This window comes from Cytobacillus sp. EB106-05-05-XG126, from assembly GCF_058791715.1.
Map to the genome: position 1 here is coordinate 186,577 of NZ_JBYTDU010000005.1, position 20,301 is coordinate 206,877.

At 42.4% G+C, this 20,301-nt stretch carries 22 protein-coding genes; 4 read left to right on the plus strand and 18 right to left on the minus strand.

Going from position 1 to position 20,301, the window contains the following annotated elements; translation table 11 throughout:
* Nucleotides 1–96: 96 nt before the first annotated feature.
* Entirely contained in the window at nucleotides 97–801 is a 705-nt protein-coding gene (gene deoD, locus AC3WTL_RS16865) for a purine-nucleoside phosphorylase (RefSeq protein ID WP_076261031.1), read from the minus strand.
* Between the two features lie 153 nt (nucleotides 802–954).
* Here deoD and AC3WTL_RS16870 point away from each other — a divergent pair, with 153 nt between their 5' ends.
* Together AC3WTL_RS16870 and AC3WTL_RS16875 are read left to right on the plus strand one after the other, a co-directional pair.
* Nucleotides 955–1,083, plus strand: a complete 129-nt coding sequence (locus AC3WTL_RS16870; protein ID WP_258750918.1) for a hypothetical protein — start codon at nucleotides 955–957, stop codon at nucleotides 1,081–1,083.
* A gap of 15 nt (nucleotides 1,084–1,098) precedes the next feature.
* Nucleotides 1,099–1,248, plus strand: coding sequence for a hypothetical protein (locus tag AC3WTL_RS16875; RefSeq protein WP_197087636.1), 150 nt, complete (start codon nucleotides 1,099–1,101; stop codon nucleotides 1,246–1,248).
* A 52-nt stretch (nucleotides 1,249–1,300) separates the two neighbouring features.
* Here the strand turns inward: AC3WTL_RS16875 and AC3WTL_RS16880 are convergent, their stop codons facing one another.
* On the minus strand, nucleotides 1,301–1,609 hold the full coding sequence (locus AC3WTL_RS16880; RefSeq protein WP_197208593.1) for a YodL domain-containing protein: 309 nt from the start codon (nucleotides 1,607–1,609) through the stop codon (nucleotides 1,301–1,303).
* A 283-nt stretch (nucleotides 1,610–1,892) separates the two neighbouring features.
* Between AC3WTL_RS16880 and AC3WTL_RS16885 the strand changes: the two genes are divergently transcribed.
* Nucleotides 1,893–2,756, plus strand: a complete 864-nt coding sequence (locus AC3WTL_RS16885) for a glycerophosphodiester phosphodiesterase (protein ID WP_492369766.1) — start codon at nucleotides 1,893–1,895, stop codon at nucleotides 2,754–2,756.
* Nucleotides 2,757–2,827: 71 nt separating this feature from the next.
* Here AC3WTL_RS16885 and AC3WTL_RS16890 read toward each other — a convergent pair whose 3' ends face one another.
* Nucleotides 2,828–3,598: a sporulation protein gene (locus AC3WTL_RS16890; protein WP_492369767.1), complete on the minus strand. Its 771-nt coding sequence runs from the start codon at nucleotides 3,596–3,598 to the stop codon at nucleotides 2,828–2,830.
* A gap of 247 nt (nucleotides 3,599–3,845) precedes the next feature.
* Nucleotides 3,846–4,019 carry a YozD family protein gene (locus tag AC3WTL_RS16895; RefSeq protein ID WP_009332582.1) on the minus strand — a complete coding sequence of 58 codons (174 nt, stop codon included), beginning with the start codon at nucleotides 4,017–4,019 and terminating at the stop codon, nucleotides 3,846–3,848.
* Nucleotides 4,020–4,185: 166 nt separating this feature from the next.
* Here AC3WTL_RS16895 and AC3WTL_RS16900 point away from each other — a divergent pair, with 166 nt between their 5' ends.
* Nucleotides 4,186–4,347, plus strand: a complete 162-nt coding sequence (locus AC3WTL_RS16900) for a hypothetical protein (protein WP_156185135.1) — start codon at nucleotides 4,186–4,188, stop codon at nucleotides 4,345–4,347.
* Nucleotides 4,348–4,369: 22 nt separating this feature from the next.
* On the opposite strand, the gene yodN is transcribed toward AC3WTL_RS16900, so the two are convergent.
* The 14 genes from yodN to AC3WTL_RS16970 all read right to left on the minus strand — a co-directional run bounded on the left by yodN (nucleotide 4,370) and on the right by AC3WTL_RS16970 (nucleotide 20,117).
* Nucleotides 4,370–5,065: a germination protein YodN gene (yodN, locus tag AC3WTL_RS16905; protein WP_048009437.1), complete on the minus strand. Its 696-nt coding sequence runs from the start codon at nucleotides 5,063–5,065 to the stop codon at nucleotides 4,370–4,372.
* Between the two features lie 436 nt (nucleotides 5,066–5,501).
* Complete coding sequence (locus AC3WTL_RS16910; protein ID WP_394579472.1) at nucleotides 5,502–5,723, minus strand: YozE family protein; 222 nt, start codon at nucleotides 5,721–5,723, stop codon at nucleotides 5,502–5,504.
* A gap of 122 nt (nucleotides 5,724–5,845) precedes the next feature.
* Nucleotides 5,846–6,139 (minus strand): YokU family protein, encoded by a 294-nt coding sequence (locus AC3WTL_RS16915; protein WP_048009370.1) that lies wholly within the window; start codon nucleotides 6,137–6,139, stop codon nucleotides 5,846–5,848.
* Nucleotides 6,140–6,149: 10 nt separating this feature from the next.
* Nucleotides 6,150–7,580, minus strand: coding sequence for a lysine 2,3-aminomutase (gene kamA / locus AC3WTL_RS16920; protein WP_048009371.1), 1,431 nt, complete (start codon nucleotides 7,578–7,580; stop codon nucleotides 6,150–6,152).
* A gap of 155 nt (nucleotides 7,581–7,735) precedes the next feature.
* Nucleotides 7,736–9,178: a sigma-54 interaction domain-containing protein gene (locus tag AC3WTL_RS16925; protein WP_492369768.1), complete on the minus strand. Its 1,443-nt coding sequence runs from the start codon at nucleotides 9,176–9,178 to the stop codon at nucleotides 7,736–7,738.
* 87 nt (nucleotides 9,179–9,265) lie between these two features.
* Nucleotides 9,266–10,123 (minus strand): putative beta-lysine N-acetyltransferase, encoded by an 858-nt coding sequence (gene ablB, locus AC3WTL_RS16930; protein ID WP_492369769.1) that lies wholly within the window; start codon nucleotides 10,121–10,123, stop codon nucleotides 9,266–9,268.
* A 117-nt stretch (nucleotides 10,124–10,240) separates the two neighbouring features.
* Nucleotides 10,241–11,662 carry an aldehyde dehydrogenase family protein gene (locus AC3WTL_RS16935; protein WP_492369770.1) on the minus strand — a complete coding sequence of 474 codons (1,422 nt, stop codon included), beginning with the start codon at nucleotides 11,660–11,662 and terminating at the stop codon, nucleotides 10,241–10,243.
* A gap of 12 nt (nucleotides 11,663–11,674) precedes the next feature.
* Complete coding sequence (gene gabT, locus AC3WTL_RS16940) at nucleotides 11,675–13,006, minus strand: 4-aminobutyrate--2-oxoglutarate transaminase (RefSeq protein ID WP_197247742.1); 1,332 nt, start codon at nucleotides 13,004–13,006, stop codon at nucleotides 11,675–11,677.
* A gap of 2 nt (nucleotides 13,007–13,008) precedes the next feature.
* A complete protein-coding gene (locus AC3WTL_RS16945) occupies nucleotides 13,009–14,286 on the minus strand; it encodes a peptidase (protein WP_492369771.1) in 1,278 nt (425 codons plus the stop codon).
* Between the two features lie 37 nt (nucleotides 14,287–14,323).
* Nucleotides 14,324–14,986 (minus strand): 3-oxoacid CoA-transferase subunit B, encoded by a 663-nt coding sequence (locus tag AC3WTL_RS16950; protein ID WP_226618441.1) that lies wholly within the window; start codon nucleotides 14,984–14,986, stop codon nucleotides 14,324–14,326.
* Nucleotides 14,971–15,663, minus strand: a complete 693-nt coding sequence (locus AC3WTL_RS16955) for a CoA transferase subunit A (RefSeq protein ID WP_492369772.1) — start codon at nucleotides 15,661–15,663, stop codon at nucleotides 14,971–14,973. The genes AC3WTL_RS16950 and AC3WTL_RS16955 overlap by 16 nt, the downstream gene beginning before the upstream one ends.
* A gap of 2 nt (nucleotides 15,664–15,665) precedes the next feature.
* On the minus strand, nucleotides 15,666–17,021 hold the full coding sequence (locus tag AC3WTL_RS16960) for an aspartate aminotransferase family protein (protein WP_492369773.1): 1,356 nt from the start codon (nucleotides 17,019–17,021) through the stop codon (nucleotides 15,666–15,668).
* 251 nt (nucleotides 17,022–17,272) lie between these two features.
* Nucleotides 17,273–18,244 carry a S66 family peptidase gene (locus tag AC3WTL_RS16965; protein ID WP_492369774.1) on the minus strand — a complete coding sequence of 324 codons (972 nt, stop codon included), beginning with the start codon at nucleotides 18,242–18,244 and terminating at the stop codon, nucleotides 17,273–17,275.
* Nucleotides 18,245–18,650: 406 nt separating this feature from the next.
* On the minus strand, nucleotides 18,651–20,117 hold the full coding sequence (locus AC3WTL_RS16970; protein WP_492369775.1) for an NAD(P)/FAD-dependent oxidoreductase: 1,467 nt from the start codon (nucleotides 20,115–20,117) through the stop codon (nucleotides 18,651–18,653).
* Between the last annotated feature and the right edge of the window lie 184 nt (nucleotides 20,118–20,301).

Here is a 20,301-nt window from a genome sequence, read left to right on the forward strand (position 1 = left end):
ACAGGACAAACGGCACAAATATCATTTTTAATAATTTGAAAATTACATTCTTCAAAAAAAATAAAACTGGTTCAGGTGAACCAGTTTCATTCTATATTATTCCTTAATAGCAGCTTCAAGTGCCACTTCGATCATTTCATTGAAGGTGGTTTGTCTTTCTTCAGCAGTCGTTTCCTCACCAGTCAGGATGTGATCACTGACTGTTAGGACGGATAGTGCTTTGCGGTCAAACTTCGCTGCAAGTGTATATAGCGCGGCTGTTTCCATCTCAATTGCCAGGATCTGATACTTTGCCCATTTTTCAAGTTCCGAATTGTCATTATAGAACATGTCAGCTGTGAAGACATTTCCGACTTTAAGGTTTAATCCTTTTTCAACACCTGCATCATAAGCTTTTTTCAATAGATCAAAATTGGCTGTCGGCGCAAAGTCAACCCCTCCGAAAGTAAGCCTGTTCATTTGGGAATCTGTAGAAGAGCTCATCGCAAGAATTACATCGCGAACCTTTACATCTTTTTGAATCGCACCGCACGTTCCTACTCTTATCAGGTTTTGGACATTATAGCTTTGCATCAGTTCATTGATATAGATGGAAATGGATGGAACCCCCATGCCTGTACCCTGAACTGATATGCGCTTCCCTTTATACGTTCCTGTATAGCCAAACATGTTGCGGACTTCATTGTAGCACTCCGCATTTTCTAAAAATGTTTCTGCAATATATTTTGCACGCAAAGGGTCTCCAGGAAGCAGGACCGTTTCCGCAATTTCATTTTCTTTAGCACCAATATGTACGCTCATAAATCTAACCTCCATGTTAATTCTGAAGCTGATGTAAATGCTTCCAAGTCAAACTATACCATATGTGCCACCAGTTAGAAACAAATAATACAGGGCATGTTTTTTCCCTGTGCGGGAAAGCTAATTTTAGCTTTTCCAAAGGAGGTTGTAATCATGCCGCAAAAAGGAATGAGCAAAAAACTCAGGCAGGCAGTCCAGCATGCCAATGAGACAAATCCATCTTCCAGGGCTAATACCGAGCCTAATACATCCAAAACAGTCAAAACAATAAGCAATCGATAAGCGGAGGGACTTAAGATGGGCAAAAAGCACCGTAACCGTATAAACTCACCAAAGAAGAATAATCATATTCCTGCAGAAGCCATTGTTGCAGAGCAGGAAGCGCATGGCAAGGAATACACAGCCAACAAACGCAAAAACAGTCCGGGATCAAACATAACCGAATAGACTATTTAATAAAAATAAACAGGAGAGCTATTATGCCCTCCTGTTTTCTTATTTATCTAATATGTATCCTATTAACTTCTTCCCAGCCGCCCGGCTTCAGCTGATAATAAAATTGCCCTCTTCTGCCTTCATCAATATAGAGTATATCTCCTGTGGAAATAAACCGGCCATCGAAATCCTCCGGGATCCGATCATGCACATTAAACTTTCTAAAAACTGATTCAAGGCATTCATCATGTGTCAAAGCTTCTACATTAAGGCGATATACTTGCTGAAAGCCTTTTTTGCCCCTGAATTCAGGTGTTTGAAAGATCGTAACATCATACTCTCTTCTTTTGATCCTTGTTAATTCCTTCAGCATATGTCATCCCCCTCTTATTCCCAGCATCCGTTATTTTTGGCTGATTCTAATTCAACAAGTGACCTGTCAACTATCGAATAAGATCTTCAAAAGCTGACGTTTTCCTGCCAGCTGCCTAAATTTAAGTGAACAACTTTTCATTACTGTTTAATTAGCCATTTTTCTTGTCGTTTCCTCCATCAAAAAAATTCTATTTTTGTCGATTAACGGTTTTTTTCGTAAAGTAAACGCTTTCAAAAATGTTTAATCTGCATATTATGTATAAAAGTCTTATCTGGAGGTGATGAAATTGCTGGTATCTAAAAAGCCTGTTTTGCTTTCAATCCTAATTGGAATGTTATTAATGACTATTTCTTATTTTTTTCAGCCTCTCATGCCATTTAAGTCCATCGCACACAGAGGCGCGTCGGCACTTGCACCGGAAAACACGCTTGCATCGTTTGAAAAAGCTATTGAAATGGGTTTTGACTATATCGAGTTAGATGTAAGGCTGAGCAAGGATAAACAACTGGTTGTTATTCATGACGCTAATGTTTTGCGAACTACCGACGGTGAGGGGCTAATTGAGGATTTAACAGTAAAAGACTTAAAAAAACTGGATGCAGGCTCATGGTTTTCTCCTGCGTATGCCGGTGAAAAAGTCCCTTTATTGACTGAAGTATTAAAACAAGCCAGCGGAAAAATAGGAATTATAATTGAAATGAAATCACCTGAAAATCAGCCTGGCATGACAGAAATTCTCGCAGACGTACTAAACTCTTACAAACCCGACAGTCAGATAAAAGTCCAATCTTTTCATATTAATGAAATGAAAAAGTTTCACGAGCTGGCTCCCGAGATTCCTGCTGGCCTCCTGCTGAGCAAACACCTGGACTTGTTTCATTTGGCATCCTACCGCGATTTTGCCTCTTTTCTATCTGTTCACCATCTCCTGCTTTCCAAGTCCTTCATTAATCAAGCTGAATTATTCGGTTATGAGATCTATTCGTGGACCATCAGTAAACAATACCAATTTGCAGACATGCAGAGGCTTGGTGTTCACGGCATTATTTCCGATGATGAGAAGAGAATCCCTGATTCAATCATGTACGTGCTCATAACCCCCTTTTTAAAAGGACAGGATTTAATTAAAACACTTCTGGCATAACCTATAGCGTTCCACTGTCGCAGCCAAAGCAAAAAAAAACGATGGGCATCACCCATCGTTTTCTCAATGAATTAAGCATATTTTGCAATGACCGATTGAAGCTTTTGCTGCATATAAGGAATATCTGCATTTGTAACAGTGAAACGGACAAATGTTTCATCCATTTCCAGTGCTTCTGCCAGGAATCCGCCTATTCCTCTCGCTTTACGGTCTACTTGCATCATAACCTCGGTCTCTCCGTTTGACAGTGGAAAAAAGACCACTTCCAGTTCATCAAGCTTTCCTCTGAAAGGACCGGAGACTGGAACAAATTCAAACTCCTGGATAAACGGAAGCCTTCTGCGAAGGCGGTGCGGAGCCTGTTCACATTCTGCTTCCCGCAAACGGAATCCCATACTTGAAACAGCGTTCAATACAGAATCCATCAGCGGGGCAGCAGCAACACGAATATAATCCTTATCTGCAGGATCTACCGCGTTTTTTATATCCAGTCCTGTCGTCACCCAAATTTTCGTTTTGCCAAAAGACAAAGGTGTGTCAGCTGGAAGGTTAAAGGTAAAAGGAATTTCCTTTCGTTCATTGGCTGCCAGGGTAAAGGATTGAGCAAGCCTGAAACGGTCAATCAGACCGGAGACTGTATATTTTTTATCATCTGATTCTTTAATATAAGTAGTATTCAATGAAAGGTAAATATCATCAATTTTCTGTTCGGTGCTGCCCCCTGTAATCTCAACCACACCTCTGAGGGCTTCGCCCGGAACTGCTGAATCCTTTTCAAGTTTCGTATCGACTTTTGCTGATCCAATTCCCACACTTGCCAAAACCTTATTAAAAAATGACATATGCTTCTCTCCCTGTTTCATGTTTTATTTTTACTGCATATATAAAGCAAAGCACTTATTTCACTTAGATATACGTGCTTATTAACAAGAAGGTTTCATTTTCAATGGTGGCAGCACATATTTTTTTCGGAATTGCTGCGTTCACTGCATACCCACAGAAAATGCTGTGCTTAGAATATGTATGTGTAAGATGTTCCTCCTGCTCCGCAAAAAAATGACGAGCATCGTTCCTCGTCATTTTTCTATATCAGTCATCTTCAATTTCTTCATCAATGATGCACTTTTGCAGCAGGTACTCAAACGTGATATCTGCAAGTTCATCCAATTCTCCTTCAGTAGGCACATATCCCCTTTTTGCCAGCTCATGAAAGAAAAACTCAGCAATTTCTTCTGTATCTATTACGACTTCTATTTCCTTCACAGCAACGCCCCCTTTGTACAAAATGTATGAAGCACTCCCTGGATTCATGCAGAACAAGCCATATTCTTTATTTTATTTTCGATGCATTTTTTTTCAGTTAGGACATACATATAGGATAAACAGCCAGCAGCAATCCATTTTATACAGAAATTGAGGAGGCAGCGACATGTCCAGTATATCCAGACTAGCCCTACTAATTAAAGAAGATGTCAATCGTGATGAAAGTTCTATAGTAAATCTTTATAGCAATCTATTAAATGCCTGGTTCAAGCTCGTCATATGGTTTGGCATCCCATTTTTACTGTATCTCCTGGTCACCTGGCTCTAAAAAGCAAAGACTTCTGTGCTTTTTACACAGTGCTCTTATCATCATTGTTGGCAATATGCTTCAGCTTTCTGAGTATAACCCGCATTATATGCTTATACTCATCATCCTGAAACATTTCATAAAGAATACGATAATCATTGTAAATATCAAGCAAACCATCAATCAGCACTTTTCTTTCTTTTATCCCTTCAAGCAATTCCTTTTCTGCCTTGCGGAATGAATGTGCCGTTTCCCTTAATTCAGGAAGCTTTTCTTTTTTATTGATCATATAGAGGAGCCCAAGCTTTTGAATAAATGCATCAGCACTTTCAGCATCCGCAACGAGTGTCAGCTCTTCTTCCCCTGCTTCCAGCCATTCCCCGTCATTAATTCTTGAAAGCTCATAAATAACATCTTCCCATGCATCTTCTTTGTATCTCCAAATTTCCGTCCTGAAGCCTACGATTTTGAAAAGATCCGAACCATACCCCTTGACTTGGACAAGGTCGCCAAAAAAGTATTTATATTCGATGTCAATATGCTCCTTTTCCATAATCTCACCTTCATACTCAGACAGCATTTGAAGGCTGGATTCCATATATAGACCTTCACTTTTATTGACTTCATAGACGTACATATCATCTAGCCACTTTACATCTGTTACTTTTCCGACTGTACCATAAATAGTGATCACGACTGTATCACCGATTTTGTACTTGGGTTTTTTCTTTTTGCTCATTTCCTCCATCCTCTCAATGACTGAGTCGTGAGTAGTGAATACAATAGTATATGCACTTTTTATGAAAATCGTCCGTACGTTCATCACAATCAATCAAAAGCCATTTTTCAAATTAAATTGCTTCTTTTCTATAATTGATGAAATTTGGCATTTGAATATTGCCCGTTGATTTCCGCTCCAGGCACTCAGCGAACCCGCGGGGAGGAATGTGAGCCTCCTCGGCTTCGCCTGTGGGGTCTCACACTTCCTCTCTTCACGCAGGACATTGAATAAGCTTCCTTGAATGAACACCGCACGAAGGAAATGCGTCAGCATTTTCGAGGATCAAGTGCCTTCCGCTCCTTAGAGGGTAAAGTTAGTTACCTGTCCAAAAGCAACAAGCTTTACGAAAACAGCAAAAAAACACTCCTATGCAGGAGTGTTTCAAAATGTTCATTCAGCTTTCAGAGAGTACATACAATTGCCAGGCTTCATCGAAAATAGACATGGTCTCCAGATAGCTTCCGTTCAGTTCAAGGTAAGAGCTGAGCTCATCATAATCATAGGCTGTTTTAGGAAAGCTGTGGTCCTCATATGCGTCATTGGCAAAACGGCTGATGTTATCCTTTGGTGCAGGATGCCTGTATTTCATTAAAAAGTGATAGAAAGTTTTTGACATACTAACGCCTTCCTTTTTATTCTGTCGTTCGTTAATTTATTTTCTACTATAATCGAATTGTGCTAAGCTCGTCTACTTATACACATTAAAAACAGCCCGCATATCTGCGGGCTGCCCTTCCCTCACTTATCATAGGAAGAGAAATCAAAATAATTTCGCTTCAGCAGCCTTGGCTGCTCCATCAATTTTTCATAATTAATTTCTTTTCCGATCTTCTTGACATCAATCAAAAATAGCTGGTCCTCAATCGACTTAACAAGCTCATCTGACTGGTAAACCATATCACAATCCCTGCAGGAAATGGAAGGTGTCTCATTTATTTGGATGGCTCTTGTTCCATCAGGGAGCTCCCAATAAACCGTTTCACTGCTTTCACTTATATTTTGGCTTTCACACCAGGCACATTTATTTCCCATTCCTGTCCTCCTATTCCTTGGCAGCTGCAGCTTCTGAACCCGCCTCTGCTGCAGGACTCTGCTTTGTCTGCTGGGCATTGAATTTCTTTTCCTTTAATTCATCCCGTTTGCCCCGCTTATCTTTCAAAGAGCTGTGCTCTGGGTCGCTGTCATATTTTTCACGGCGATCCAGTCTTGCCAGGCCTTCAGGAACCAGGTTGAATTGCTGGTCATTCATTAGCGCCGCAATTCCCACATTTGATTTTTTCTCATCCATATCAGGATAAATTTCTTTAAAGTAGCCTTCTGCACGGCCTGGGACATAGTTTTCAGGCTCAGGATAAGTGGTGATTACACCTTCGAAATTGCGGAGGACCACTTTGTCAGCACTTTGCGAGATCAAATAATTCGGCTGCAGTGAAATCTTTCCGCCTCCTCCAGGCGCATCGACCACAAAAGTCGGGACAGCATAGCCGGATGTATGTCCCCTTAGCCCTTCAATAATTTCAAGCCCTTTCGAAACCGGAGCGCGGAAATGGCCTATGCCTTCAGAAAGGTCACATTGGTAAATATAATAAGGACGGACCCGGATTTTAACAAGGTCATGCATCAGTCTTTTCATAATTGGAACGCTGTCGTTTATGCCTGCCAAAATAACCGATTGATTACCCACGGGCACACCGGCATTTGCCAGCATCTCACACGCTCTCTTGGAATCTTCGGTAATTTCAATGGAAGTGTTAAAATGTGTATTTAGCCACACGGGATGATACTTTTTCAGGATATTGCATAAATTCTCGGTGATCCGCTGGGGAAATACAACTGGAGCCCTCGTGCCAATTCTGATGATTTCAACATGGTCGATTTCACGCAAATTTTTCAGGATGTATTCAAGAATATTGTCATTGATCAAAAGTCCATCTCCGCCAGAAATGAGAACATCTCTAACCTGAGGTGCATTCCTGATGTAGCTGATTGCCGCATCAAGCTGTTTTTTCGGTACACCCATGCCTATTTGTCCTGAGAACCTTCTTCTTGTACAATAACGGCAATACATTGAACATTGATTTGTTACCAAAAATAAGACCCGGTCAGGGTAGCGGTGCGTTAATCCCGGAACTGGGGAGTCTTCATCTTCATGCAGTGGATCTTCAAGATCATATTTAGTTTTATAGATTTCATTTGAAATAGGAACGGATTGCATCCTCACCGGACACCGTGGGTCATCCGGATTCATAAGTGAAGCATAATAAGGTGTAATATTTAATGGAATGGTTTTTGCAGAAATCCTGACTCCTTCCTCCTCTTCAGGTGTAAGATTAATCACCTTTTTCAAATCATCAACTGTCCGAATGGTATTCGTCAGCTGCCAGAGCCAGTCATTCCATTGTTCTTCTGTGACATCCTTCCATAGCTCAATATCTTTCCAATGCCGATCCGGTTTATATAAAAAGTTCTTCATCTCTATTCCCCCTATATGAATTTCTATAAAATAACATTGCAAGTTTCATGCCAATTCTGAATATTTCGTACTATCATATGAAATCCCTACCGGATTGGCGATTGTTTGCAACTTAAGGGATACTTTCATTTCCGTTAAAACAAAAAAGGTGCCGATTACTCGGCACCCTCATGAGTGTTACTAACCAGGATTCTGTTATTCATTTCAATATTATACTTGGCCAGTTTATATTGCAGTGTCTGACGGGGCACCTCTAATAGCTTCGCGGCTTTTTTTATATTTCCGTTTGTTTCTTGAAGAGCTTTTTCGATTAAAGCTTTTTCCTGCTTTTCCATACTTGCCTTTAATGGCTGGATTTTTAATGAAAAATCCTGTTTACTCTTTTGAAGCTGCTGTTTCATTATAACTGGCAAATCATCAGCTTTAAGAAAGTCTTCTTCACAGACATTCATCATGTACTCGATTGTATGCTTTAATTCCCTGACGTTTCCGGGCCAATGGTATTGTCTGAAAAAGGCCAGCACATCCTCTCCGATTCCTGAGAGGCTTTTGTGTAACACCTGATTAAATCGCTTAATAAAATGATGGGCAAGAAATTCAATATCTTCCTTTCTCTCCCTTAGCGGCAGGAGCCCGAATGTGAGAACGTTTAAGCGGTAAAATAAGTCCTTTCTCATTTGGTTTTTCTCAAGTGCCTCCACTGGATGGATATTCATGGCTGCAATCACCCGTACATTGACCTGTGAGCTCTTCGGACTTCCTACTCTTCGGACAATGCCATCCTCAAGCACTCTTAGCAGTTTAGCCTGCAGCTCAATCGGCATGGCATGTATTTCATCGAGAAAAAGTGTCCCGCCATCGGCTAATTCAAATAACCCCGGCCGGTCCACTGCTCCTGTATAGCTTCCTTTAGCAGTCCCAAAAAGAATGCTTTCAAGCAAAGACTCCGGTATTGCCGCACAGTTCTGTGCAATAAATGGGCCTTCAGTTCTTGAGGAAGAATGATGAAGCCCCTGAACAAAGAGCTCCTTTCCGCACCCGCTTTCCCCAAACACAAGAATGGAAGAATCGGACTTTGCCAGTTTGGCTGCCTCCTTTTTAATATTTTTCATTTCCTTATTTATTGTGAGAAGGCTATCCAATGTATACTGTACATTATTGGCAGCAGCCGCTTTGTTGAGGGGCTGTTTTATTTTTTTGCGCAAATCAAGAAGGCTTTCAGAAAGAAGCTTCAATCTGGAGTAGTCCTTGGCAATCTCGACAGCTCCCGCTACCTTCCCATTAACAGTTATAGGGAGAGTGGTATTAATGGTTTCTATTTGTGCACCATGGAGGTTTACATAGGACTGAGTCTGATTATAAATCGGTGCTTTTGTTTTCATAACTTTTAATAAAGTGCTTGTCTCTTTATCCAATGAAGGAAAGACTTTCAGAACAGGTTTTCCGATTACCTCAGAAACCTCCAGACCATCATGTCTAGCAGCTATTTCATTATAAAAAATGGTAATTCCATTCAAATCCACTACATGAATCCCTTCATCAATGCCTTTTAATATGGCGGCCAGCACTTCTTTAGAAATACTTTGAGTTTCAATCATTAAATCCCCCCCATTTATGTATATGACAGGGTGCCGAAAACCTGTCAGGATTGTGCCGAAAATCCGGCACTTCTTTTTGAGGATCCGTCAATCCGAATAGGCCAAATTCTTTACCCAGACATTCATATTTTCAAGTTTATCGAAAATATAGCAGTTGTTAAGAAGACGGCCACGATAGGAATAGCCAAGCTGATGCAGAACGGCATTCATACCGAAAGACAGCGCTCTGGCGATGGAGTAGGCACAGAATACACCTTGCGATTTTAGATCTTTTTCCAATTTTTCGAGGAGTATTTTCATTAAACCATGTTTACGGTGGGATGGGAGTGTCGCACAATCTGTCAGTTCTGCGTTTTTATAAAAAAGATTGACCTCCGCTGATGCAGCACTGACAAGGTCACCTTTATACTTAAATGCGTAATAAATGGTGCCCTCCCGGATTGTCTTTTTTATATATGAGGGATCATGTAGAGGTGTTGGATAAATCTTAAATACTTCACTGTATAGTTCAGCCATTTTTTCAGCATCCTGCTCCGTTATTTTGATAAGCTGATATTCAGAAGGAGGCATAATGACATCCGGGTTTCTTTCAAGGGCGGTTACATTTTTAACGATGCTGTCTTCAGAGATCCAGTGTCCATTAGTTCTCCTTTCATCAGAAAAATACTTGCAAAAAAAGTATTGATCAGAGCCGCGGAAATATCCGTCGATAACAGCCTCGCACTGAAACCCCATTGCAAGAAGATCTATATAATTTTCAACTCTTCCCCTGAAAATTAATTTCTCACACTGGTATTCTTTTGCTGTTTTCTCTGCTTCATGGACGGCATCTGCCAATTTACCTGCATAATCGTCTACCCTTAATCGTTTATTGAATGAATCAAGATAGAATTCGGCCACAAAGCCTTCTCTTTTTAATGTTTTTACCGAAGCAGTATTATTCATTGCTAAGACCCCCTTCTATTAATAAAACTGCCCGGCCAGGGGGCCAGGCATTATGAAAGCTTAAAAAATACCTGCCAAAACAGCAAATTTTTCGGCTAAGTATTCTATCTTTTCATCTTAGTCAATTTTAAAGCTGATAAGCTTCATCTCTGTCATTTCTTCAACAGCATATTTGATTCCTTCACGTCCCATTCCGCTCATTTTCACTCCTCCATATGGCATGTGGTCTACACGGAAGGTTGGGAAATCGTTCACCATTACTCCGCCGACATGAAGCACTTTTGCTGCTTTGAAGGCTTTGTTCACATCATTGGTGAAGACACCTGCCTGAAGGCCAAAATCTGAATCATTCACAAGTGCCAGCGCCTCTTCAAAGCTGCTGAATGAATTAATATGAACCACTGGTGCAAATGCTTCCTCACAAGAAATTTTTTCAGATTTGGCAACATTCAGCAGGACGGTCGGATACAAGGTATTATCTGTCGCATTCCCGCCAAGAGCAAGCTCCGCTCCGCTTTCTACGGCACTCTTGATCCAGGTCTCTGCGCGTTCAGTGTCACTCCGGGAGATCATCGCTGAAATATCCGTATCCTCATTAAGCGGATCGCCGATTTTCAGCTTTTTGGCTTCCTCTACAAAACGCTCGGCAAATGTCTGGTACAGAGATTCATGCACATAGATGCGCTGCACGGAAATACATACCTGACCCTGGAAGGCAAAAGCCCCGGCTGCGATACGCGGGACAATTTTCTCCACGTCTGCATTCTCATCCACAACAACTGCTGAATTCGAACCTAATTCAAGTGTTACTCTCTTCAAGCCTGCATGTTCGCGGATCTGCCTGCCTACTTCCGGGCTGCCTGTAAAAGTAATCATTGATATGCGTCCGTCGGCAACTAGTACATCCCCAACTGTTCCGCCGCTTCCGGTTACCACATTCAGCACTCCGGCAGGAAGTCCTGCTCTGTGGAAAATATCAGCAATCTTGTAGGCCGACATTGGCGTTTGAGATGCAGGTTTTAAAACAACCGTGTTCCCGGCCGCAATAGCCGGTCCCACTTTATGCGCAACCAGGTTCATAGGAAAATTGAATGGCGTGATGGCTCCGATAATCCCGAGAGGCTCCCGTACTGTATAGGAGACTCTGCCTTCGCCTCCCGGAGCCGCATCCATTGGGATTGTTTCACCATAAAGTCTGCGCGCTTCCTGGGCAGCGAAGGTATATGTCATGATGGTGCGGTCAACTTCTCCTCTGGCAGCCTTTATCGGCTTTGAAGCTTCTAGCGCAATAATTTTCGCGCACTCCTCTTTTTCCTCCTTCATGATGGCGACCACATTTTCCAGTATTTCCGCCCGTTTATGGGCAGGCATATCAGCTATTACTTTTCTGGATTGTTCTGCCGCATCAATTGCTGACTTAACATCGGAAGGAGCTGCCATGGCAACTTCTGCAATAACCTCCCCGCTATAAGGGCTCTTTAATGCTTTGTAATTCTCTGTTTCCTTGAACTTTCCGCTGATCCATAAATGTTGTTTCAATGGAATTCCTCCTTATGTGCAGCATTCACCTATTACTTCTTCCAGTATGGAAAATCCTTCATCAAGCTGTTCATTGGTTGTCACAAGCGGGCTGAGCAAACGAATAATATTGCCATATAATCCGGCGCTCATTATGATGAGGCCGCGATTGTGTGCCTTTGACAGGATCTCCTGAACGATTTCTTTATTGGGTTCCTTTGTTTCCTGATCTTTAACAAATTCAATGGCACACATTGCTCCTAAAGAACGTACTTCACCCACTTGCTTATATTTTAAAGGAAAATCAGAAAATTTTTCAGTGAAAAGACTTCCGATTTCATTTGCTCTTTCTAATAATCCTTCTTCCTCAATCGTACGAATCACTTCTAATGCAGCTGCACAGCCTAGCGGACTGCCTCCATAAGTTCCGCCGATTTCACCAATATTTGGTGAATCCATTATGTCTGCTCTTCCAGTTACAGCACTGACCGGCAATCCGGCACCGATCGATTTAGACATGGTCATAAGATCCGGCACAACATCATAATGCTCCATGGCAAACATTTTGCCTGTCCTGCCAAATCCTGTCTGTACCTCATCAGCAATAAAAAGGATTCCATGTTTTTCACAAAGCGCTTTAACACCTTTTATAAAATGGGAAGACGGCATAACAAAACCGCCTTCACCCTGAACAGGCTCCATAATAACAGCAGCGACTTCTTCAGGCGGCACCTCGCTCAGAAAAAACGTTTCGAATCTTTTAAGCAGGGCATTATCATGGTCTTTATCCTTTAGGCCTTCGCTGCGGTAATAATAAGGATAAGGCCATTTATACGTTTCCGGCGCAAATGGACCGAATTCATATTTATATGGTTTTACCTTGCTCGTTAAGCTCATGGACATATAGGTCCGGCCATGGAATCCCCTTTCAAATGATATAATTCCTTTTCTGCCTGTATATTTCCTTGCTATTTTAACCGCATTTTCCACTGCCTCTGCTCCGGTGCTTAAAAAGAAGGTTTTTTTGCTGTGATTGCCGGGTGTAATGCTGTTGAGTTTCTCTGCCAGCTTGATATAAGGCTCATACATCATGACATGGAAGCATGGGTGAAGATATTGGTCAATTTGGGCATGGAGCGCTTCAACAACCCTTGGCGGACAGTGTCCAACATTCAGGGTCCCGATTGCCCCCGCAAAATCAAGAAAAGTATTCCCATCTATATCTGTCAGAAGTGCTCCATCACCTTTAGCAGCAAATGTCTGCATCGTGTTAAATGGCCCCTTTGGGACATTCTTCTCTTTTTTAGCCAATAACTCCTTCGCTTTTGGTCCCGGCAGCTCTGTTCTTATATTAATTGATCCCATCCTTATTTCCCCTCTCCCTGATTAGTGCCGCACCATTCCAGTATGGCCAGAGCAATAATTTCAGCCGCATCAAAAACTTCCTCTAAGGAAATAAATTCGTTAACATCATGTGCGGCTTCCGTTACACCTGGGCCGAATACAACAACAGGTGTATTTCCTACTTTGGATAATATGCCTCCATCCGTGCCCCATGGTGATGCCTCAACTGCCGGCTGTTTTCCCTTTACAGTTTCAAAGGATTCCGATAATACAGCCATTAAAGGATGATCCTCCTCCAGATCTCCAGGCAGCCAGCGTCCGCCAAACCATTCAACTTGAGGAGGATTCTTTTTAAGCCACGGATCATTTTGTGCTGCTTCCTTCAGGCAATCTTCCAGCTCTTTTTCGGCCGATTTCATCTCTTCGTCCGGCGCTACCCCCATCCTTCCCTCTATGACAGCAATATCCGGTACGGAAGATGGCCACTCTCCGCTGTATATTTTTCCGATATTAATAGGAATCGGAATAGGGATTTTTGAATAGAGCGGGTCTTCAATGTTAAGGTTCCTTAACTTCTCAAGCTCCTGAAGCTTTGTCATCACATACATTGCTTTTTCGATGGCACTGACGCCCTCATATCGGGTTCCGCCATGAGCTGAACGCCCTTTTACTGTTATCCGAAACCACATCGAGCCCTGCTGTTTTGGAAATAGTTTCATATTTGTCGGTTCGGGAATGATTGCCCCATCCGCTGAATATCCCCTGAGGACTGCTGCCAATGTACCCGCCCCGCCGCTTTCTTCTTCTATGACACTTTGAAAAATCACATCGCCTTTAATCTTGATTCCAATCGCAATAATGGCTTCCATGGCAAGCAGGAGCGAAACGGTGCCGCCTTTCATATCGGTCGAACCACGGCCAAATAGCTTTCCATCTTCAATTCTGCCGCTAAATGGATCATGTTCCCAATCATTTCGGTCTCCCTCCGGAACGACATCAATATGGCCATTGAGGATGATCGACCTTCCTCCGCCTGTTCCTTTCAAAACAGCCACCACATTGGGATTTCCGGAAAAATCCTTTCGATCTGAACAAAAGGCAGGATGCTTAGTCAATTGTTCCTTGCCGATTTCCCAAATATCAAGGGTTAGTCCAAGTTTGCGGCATTTTTCAATGATGACAGCCTGTGCACTGCTTTCATTTCCGCGGATGCTGCCTTCCTGGACTAGCTGCTGAAGAAGTCTTGTTCCTCTTTGCTTATTTTCTTCCAGCCATTGTTTAACCTTTGCATGATCATTCATATTCTCACTCCTTTTTAGACCAAAGCCAATATATCTATCAATTAATCACTCTCACATTCTCAGCAATTGTAAAACTGCAGCCCGTTTTTGCCCTTACTTCATTTATAGAGTGCGGCGCAAACAAGTCAGTCAGTGTAAGTCCATGAGCTGAGATTTGAAAGACAGCCATCTCTGTAATAATCATGTTTACACAGCGTGCTGATGTAAGAGGCAGGGTGCACTCGTCCACAATTTTGGAGTTCCCGTACTTGTCTGTCTGGTTCATAAGGACAATGACTTTTTTTGCTTTTTGGGCAAGCTCCATTGCTCCGCCCATGCCAGGAACTTTCTTTCCCGGTACAATCCAATTGGCCAGATCCCCTTTTCCGCTTACCTCCAGGGAGCCAAGAATCGTCATATCAACTCTTCCTCTGCGTATCATCCCGAATGCAATGGTGCTGTCGCAATATGAAGCACCTTTTACAATGGAAACCGGAAAACCTCCTGCATTACAGAGATTCTCATCTTCTTTCCCTTTCTCCGGACTTGGCCCCATACCTGTAATGCCATTTTCCGCATGAAACATTACGTTTGTCCCGGCAGGCAAATGATTGGGCACAAGCGATGGGATTCCAATTCCGAGATTTACAATCATTCCGTTCTTTATTTCCTCCGCAGCACGTTTGGCAATACGATTTCTAATCTCTACTCCCATGCCCATTTCCAATTCACCCCCTTCGAAGGAACGATATAATTAACGAAAACGCCCGGTGTTATAATTTCATCAGGATCCAGGCTGCCAAGCGGGACAATTTCTTCCACTTCCGCAATGGTCATATCACCAGCCATGGCGACAAGCGGGTTTGTGTTTCTGGCACTTTTGTCAAATATTAAGTTCCCGTAAGGATCAGCTTTTTTAGCAAAAACAATCGATACATCTGCAGTCAGTGCCGTCTCGACAAGGTACTTTTTTCCGCCCACGCTGCATGTTTGCTTATTGCCGGTCACAATGTCGTTATCAAGGCCAATGTCGGAAAGAATGGCAGGTATGCCGACTCCGCCAGCGCGTATTCTTTCTGCCAATATCCCCTGGGGTGAAAATTCCACCTCCATCTTTCCATCTGTCATAAGTTGGCCGGCAACGGGATTTGAGCCAATATGAGAAGCAATCATTTTTTTTGCCCTTCCCTGGCTTACCACCTTCCCGATTCCAATATAAGGAAAGCCTGAATCATTGCCAATAAGGGTTAAATCTTTGAATCCATTATCCAAAATGCCGTCGATAAGGGATGGAGGGGTGCCAATTCCGCCGAAGCCGCCAAACATAATGATCATGCCGTCCCGAAAATGCTTCATTGCATCATCAAGTTTAATAATCTTATTAAATGTGTTCTCCATTCTTATTCAGCCTCTTCCTCCCCAGGGTTCAAATGATCTGCAAAAATCTGCAAAGTCTTTTCAAACCGCTTTACCAGATCATCAATTTCCCTTTTGGTAATGGTCAGCGGCGGTGCAATCAATACTGCATCCCCGTCTGTGCCATTTGTGCCCGCACCTGCAGGGTAAATAAGCAGACCCTGTTCCTGTGCTTCCTGTATTAACCTCTGAGTCAGACCGAAGCTTTTTGTAAACGGCTCTTTAGTCAGAGGATCCATTACAAATTCAAGTCCAACCATTAGCCCTTTTCCCCTTACATCACCAATAAAGGGAAATTTGGATTGCAGCTTAGTCAATTTATTTCTTAAATACACTCCTTTGCTTTCTGCTTCAGGGATAATATTGTTTTTCTCAATATATTCAAGCACTGCGAGGGAAACTGCACATGACTGCGGATTAGCACTTAACGTATGACCGCTCATAATGCTTTTTGAACCTGCCAGTATGGGCTCCATTACTTCATCGCTTACAAGTGCAGCCGCAATCGGGGCATACCCGGCTCCCATTCCTTTTCCAAGTGCGACGATATCAGGCTTTATATTCCAATGCTCACAGGCAAGCATGGTGCCTGTTCTGCCAAAACCAGTCATCACCTCATCAGCAATAAATAATATGTCATTCCGCTCACAAATTTCTTTGATTATCCGGTAGTAATCCTTTGGAGGTGTAATAGCCCCCCCTGCAGCCCCAATGACTGGCTCTGCGATAAACGCAGCAATATTCTCTGGCCCTATCCGTTTAATGACGGTTTCAAGTTCATGTGCACACAGATAACCGCATTCAGGGGCTTCCAGATTGTATGGGCATCTATAGCAATATGGAGGATGAATGACAGGGAAATCCTCCAGCAGCGGTATGAAGCGAGCCCTTCTGCCCGTATGTCCTGACATTGATAAAGCTCCAAGGGTTATGCCATGATAGCTCATCCACCTTGAGAGCACCTTTGTTTTTGTCACAATGCCTTTTTCCTGCCAGTACTGAATTGCTATTTTCATAGCTGTTTCTGTGGCCTCAGACCCGCTGTTCACAAAAAAGCTCCAATTCAAATCGCCAATTGCAGCCTCCGCTATTTTATGGGCAAGCTTTTCAGCTGCCCCGCTCGTAAATTGCGAGCGATATACAAAAGAAACTTTTTTTGCCTGTTCATGCATTGCCTTAATGATTTCCTCAACACCATGGCCAATATTGGCTGTTATCGCGCCAGATGAAGCATCCAGGTATTCCTTTCCGTCCATGTCATATAAATAAACTCCTCTGCCATAATCTATGATCGGGTACTGTGCATCAAGCATCGGCTTAATTAAGTTCGACTGGTTCATCAGCGTACTCCCTCCAACTATAATTGCGAAATTTGCCTGCGGCTAATCAATATCCGCCGATGGCTTCATGAGCTTTCACAGCAAATCCTCAATTCTACAAGCCAACTATTCTCTACCATTTGGCAATATAGTAAATTGTATGAAGTCACTTAAGAAATCTTTCATAAAAGTATTTTGCAGAGTTATCTATTTTTCGCTGCAAATAAAAACAGCCGCTATCCAGCGGCTGCTCAAAATTCATTTTCCTAATTCTATTCGATCCAAATTTCACTTTCAGAACCTTGTGCTTTTATAACTGCTTTGCCTCCAATTGGGATAGTGGCATAGGGCTGTACATGTCCGAAGTTTACATTTGCGATTACAGGTATGCCTCGAAGCTCTTTTTTGGATACAATAATTTTCTGCAGTGCTTCATCTGTCACTTGAGAATTTTTTTGAAACCTTCCAATGAGGATTCCTTTGATGTCACGGGCATCAGGCAGGTGCAGAAGTGATTGAAGATCTCGATCAAAGGTGAGAGCATGTGATTCCTCATCATCTTCAATAAATAAAATTGAATCCTTTAAAGAGGGCATGAACTCTGTCCCCTGCAGCAAATTAAGCGTGCATAAATTCCCTCCAATTAATCTGCCTTCTGCAATCCCTTCCTGGATTACCGTATATCCATTATTTTTGATGAAATGCCTGTCTTCCTGGTCGAGATACCATGGATCATCACTCCAATGTGATGAGGCTGCAATTTCATATGGGGCATCGTTTGTTACTGCGTTAATAAAAGATTCCAAAGTGTACTCAAACCCATGCTTTACACCGAAGCTTGAAAAATGCGGGCCAGAATAGGTGATCAAACCTGTTTTTTTATAAATGGCTCCCTGCAGTGCAGTGATATCACTAAATCCGCAAAAGATTTTTGGATTATTTTTTATAATCTCGAAGTCTATGTAATTTAAAAGCTGGTTGGCGTTATAGCCGCCGATCACTGTCAGGATTCCCTTTACATTAGGATCAGTAAAAGCATCATGTAAATCTTCAATTCTTTCTTCTATAGAGGTACTGAAAAACTCATCATGCTCTTCTGCATTTTTGCCGTATGTCACTGTGAACCCCAGCTGGTTCAGCCGCTCCTGGGCAATTCGCAATTGTTCGCCTTTTATGATGGCCATACTTCTGGACGGTGCAATGACCCGGATCTCATCGCCGGGCTTTAATCGCTCTGCAAGCATTGTGTCCTCTCCTTTTTCACTTTCAGACTTAGATTGTTTTACATTTTATCAAATACGGGGTCGTTAGGAAATAACTGTTTTTATTGTAAGGCTTTTTTTCAAAGATTATTGTTGTTTATGTATTCAGCCCGTTGATTTCCGCTCCAGGCACGCAGTGAACCCGCGGGGAGGAATGCGAGCCTCCTCGGCTTCGCCTGCGGGGTCTCACACTTCCCTCTCCTCCTCAGGACATTGAATAAGCTTCCTCGAAGAACACCGCACGAAGGAAATGCGTCAGCATTTTCGAGGATCAAGTGCCCACAGCGAAGATCAACTCAGCAAATTAAACAAAGTTAAGATAAAGCAACATAGTTTAAGAAAACAGCCTATTAAAAAAAGGCCTGCTTTTCAGCACGGCCTACTGTTCTTATACTAATGCAGGTTCTCTTCTAGGTGCATTACTTGTCTTTTCGATAATATCCCTTGCAATCCAGATACCGCAGGCACCCGCCTGTGCAAGTCCTCTGGTGATGCCTGCACCATCCCCGCCGACATATAGTCCGCTGATTTCCGTTTCGAAACGGTCATTCAACTTGGGACGTGCAGAGTAGAATTTTGCCTCCACACCGTAGAATAGGGTATGTTCTGATGCAAGGCCGGGAGATACATGGTTTAATGCCTCTGTCATTTCAATCAGGCTTTTCATTGTATTATATGGAAGCACAAGGCCTAAGTCGCCAGGCACCGCTTCCTTTAAGGTTGGTTCAAGGAAGCCTTCTTTAATTCTCTTCTCGGTAGATCTTCTTCCTTTTAATATATCTCCATACTTTTGAACAATGATTCCGCCGTTTGAAAGGCTGTTGGCAAGCCTGGAAATTTCATGCGCATATTCATTTGGCTTATCAAACGGTTCCGAGAATGTATGGGATACCAGCAGCGCAAAGTTCGTATTCGGGCTTCCCAGCTTAGGGTCTTTGTAAGCATGGCCATTCGCAAGCATGATTCCTGAGTGGTTTTCCACTACAACATGGCCGGAAGGATTGCTGCAGAATGTCCGCACTCTTGTACCGACAGATGTATTAAATGTGAACTTTCCTTCGTAAAGATGTTTATTGATCTCTTCCATTACAATATCCGAAGTTTCAACCCGCACGCCAATATCTACCTGATTATTGATCATCTTCAAGCGGCGTGACTTCAGGAGGTTTGCCAGCCAAACTGATCCATCTCTCCCTGGTGCTACAACCACCTTATCAGCATGAACTTCATTTCCGGACTTAAGCTTAACTCCCATAATGCGATGGCCATCAGGGGTTTTCTCTGTTATGAGATCTTCAACCTCTGTCTTATAGGACATATCAATTTTTTCACGTAAATATTCATAAATGCTCTTTAGGATTTCAAGATTCTGCTCGGTGCCCAAATGTCTTACCTGTGCACGAAGCAGTTTAAGTCCTGCTGCATATCCGCGGCGCTCGATATCCCTCACTTCATCTGTCATTGGGTCTGTAATGCTTTCAGTCGCGCCGTGTTTCAAATTGATTTCGTCTACATATTTTATCAAATCAACAACCTGGGAGTCAGGGAGATAATCGGTCATCCAGCCGCCAAACTCACTCGTAATATTGAATTTTCCATCTGAATAAGCCCCTGCTCCGCCAAATCCATTCGTGATAGAGCAAGCCGGCAGGCAGCCGGCAAATTCTTTTCTTCCTGCTGCCGGCGGGCATTTAGCAATCTTTTTCTGTAAAATCGGACAATTTCGTTTAAAAATATCGTGTCCTTTATCAATTAATAAAACTTTTGCTTCAGGCATTTTCAATGTTAATTCATAACAAGTAAATATTCCAGCCGGTCCAGCACCGACCACAATAACATCATAATTTGTATTCATCGTCCTATTCCCCCAGACGCATTATTCGTTAATTTCATCAACCAAAGGTAACTATATCAAAAACAATAGAACAGTTCAACATTTATACGAACTATTTATTTAAGTTTTTATATATTGTTCGTGTTTAAAATAATTTATGTAAAATTCCGTTAATAATTCCATGTCCAAAAAACAGAAGGCTGCT

Excerpts from the sequence above, each read along its gene's own strand:
- gabT (WP_197247742.1), bottom strand. The coding sequence starts at position 13,006 with ATGGGATCAATTAATATAAGAACAGAGCTGCCGGGACCAAAAGCGAAG.
- kamA (WP_048009371.1), bottom strand. The coding sequence starts at position 7,580 with ATGAAGAACTTTTTATATAAACCGGATCGGCATTGGAAAGATATTGAG.
- AC3WTL_RS16900 (WP_156185135.1), top strand. The coding sequence starts at position 4,186 with ATGTCCAGTATATCCAGACTAGCCCTACTAATTAAAGAAGATGTCAAT.
- AC3WTL_RS16915 (WP_048009370.1), bottom strand. The coding sequence starts at position 6,139 with ATGGGAAATAAATGTGCCTGGTGTGAAAGCCAAAATATAAGTGAAAGC.
- AC3WTL_RS16910 (WP_394579472.1), bottom strand. The coding sequence starts at position 5,723 with ATGTCAAAAACTTTCTATCACTTTTTAATGAAATACAGGCATCCTGCA.
- AC3WTL_RS16880 (WP_197208593.1), bottom strand. The coding sequence starts at position 1,609 with ATGCTGAAGGAATTAACAAGGATCAAAAGAAGAGAGTATGATGTTACG.
- AC3WTL_RS16925 (WP_492369768.1), bottom strand. The coding sequence starts at position 9,178 with ATGATTGAAACTCAAAGTATTTCTAAAGAAGTGCTGGCCGCCATATTA.
- AC3WTL_RS16965 (WP_492369774.1), bottom strand. The coding sequence starts at position 18,244 with ATGCTTGCAGAGCGATTAAAGCCCGGCGATGAGATCCGGGTCATTGCA.
- AC3WTL_RS16950 (WP_226618441.1), bottom strand. The coding sequence starts at position 14,986 with ATGGGCATGGGAGTAGAGATTAGAAATCGTATTGCCAAACGTGCTGCG.
- AC3WTL_RS16960 (WP_492369773.1), bottom strand. The coding sequence starts at position 17,021 with ATGAACCAGTCGAACTTAATTAAGCCGATGCTTGATGCACAGTACCCG.
- AC3WTL_RS16885 (WP_492369766.1), top strand. The coding sequence starts at position 1,893 with ATGAAATTGCTGGTATCTAAAAAGCCTGTTTTGCTTTCAATCCTAATT.
- AC3WTL_RS16875 (WP_197087636.1), top strand. The coding sequence starts at position 1,099 with ATGGGCAAAAAGCACCGTAACCGTATAAACTCACCAAAGAAGAATAAT.
- AC3WTL_RS16890 (WP_492369767.1), bottom strand. The coding sequence starts at position 3,598 with ATGTCATTTTTTAATAAGGTTTTGGCAAGTGTGGGAATTGGATCAGCA.
- AC3WTL_RS16970 (WP_492369775.1), bottom strand. The coding sequence starts at position 20,117 with ATGAATACAAATTATGATGTTATTGTGGTCGGTGCTGGACCGGCTGGA.
- yodN (WP_048009437.1), bottom strand. The coding sequence starts at position 5,065 with ATGAGCAAAAAGAAAAAACCCAAGTACAAAATCGGTGATACAGTCGTG.
- ablB (WP_492369769.1), bottom strand. The coding sequence starts at position 10,123 with ATGAATAATACTGCTTCGGTAAAAACATTAAAAAGAGAAGGCTTTGTG.
- deoD (WP_076261031.1), bottom strand. The coding sequence starts at position 801 with ATGAGCGTACATATTGGTGCTAAAGAAAATGAAATTGCGGAAACGGTC.
- AC3WTL_RS16870 (WP_258750918.1), top strand. The coding sequence starts at position 955 with ATGCCGCAAAAAGGAATGAGCAAAAAACTCAGGCAGGCAGTCCAGCAT.
- AC3WTL_RS16955 (WP_492369772.1), bottom strand. The coding sequence starts at position 15,663 with ATGGAGAACACATTTAATAAGATTATTAAACTTGATGATGCAATGAAG.
- AC3WTL_RS16945 (WP_492369771.1), bottom strand. The coding sequence starts at position 14,286 with ATGAATGATCATGCAAAGGTTAAACAATGGCTGGAAGAAAATAAGCAA.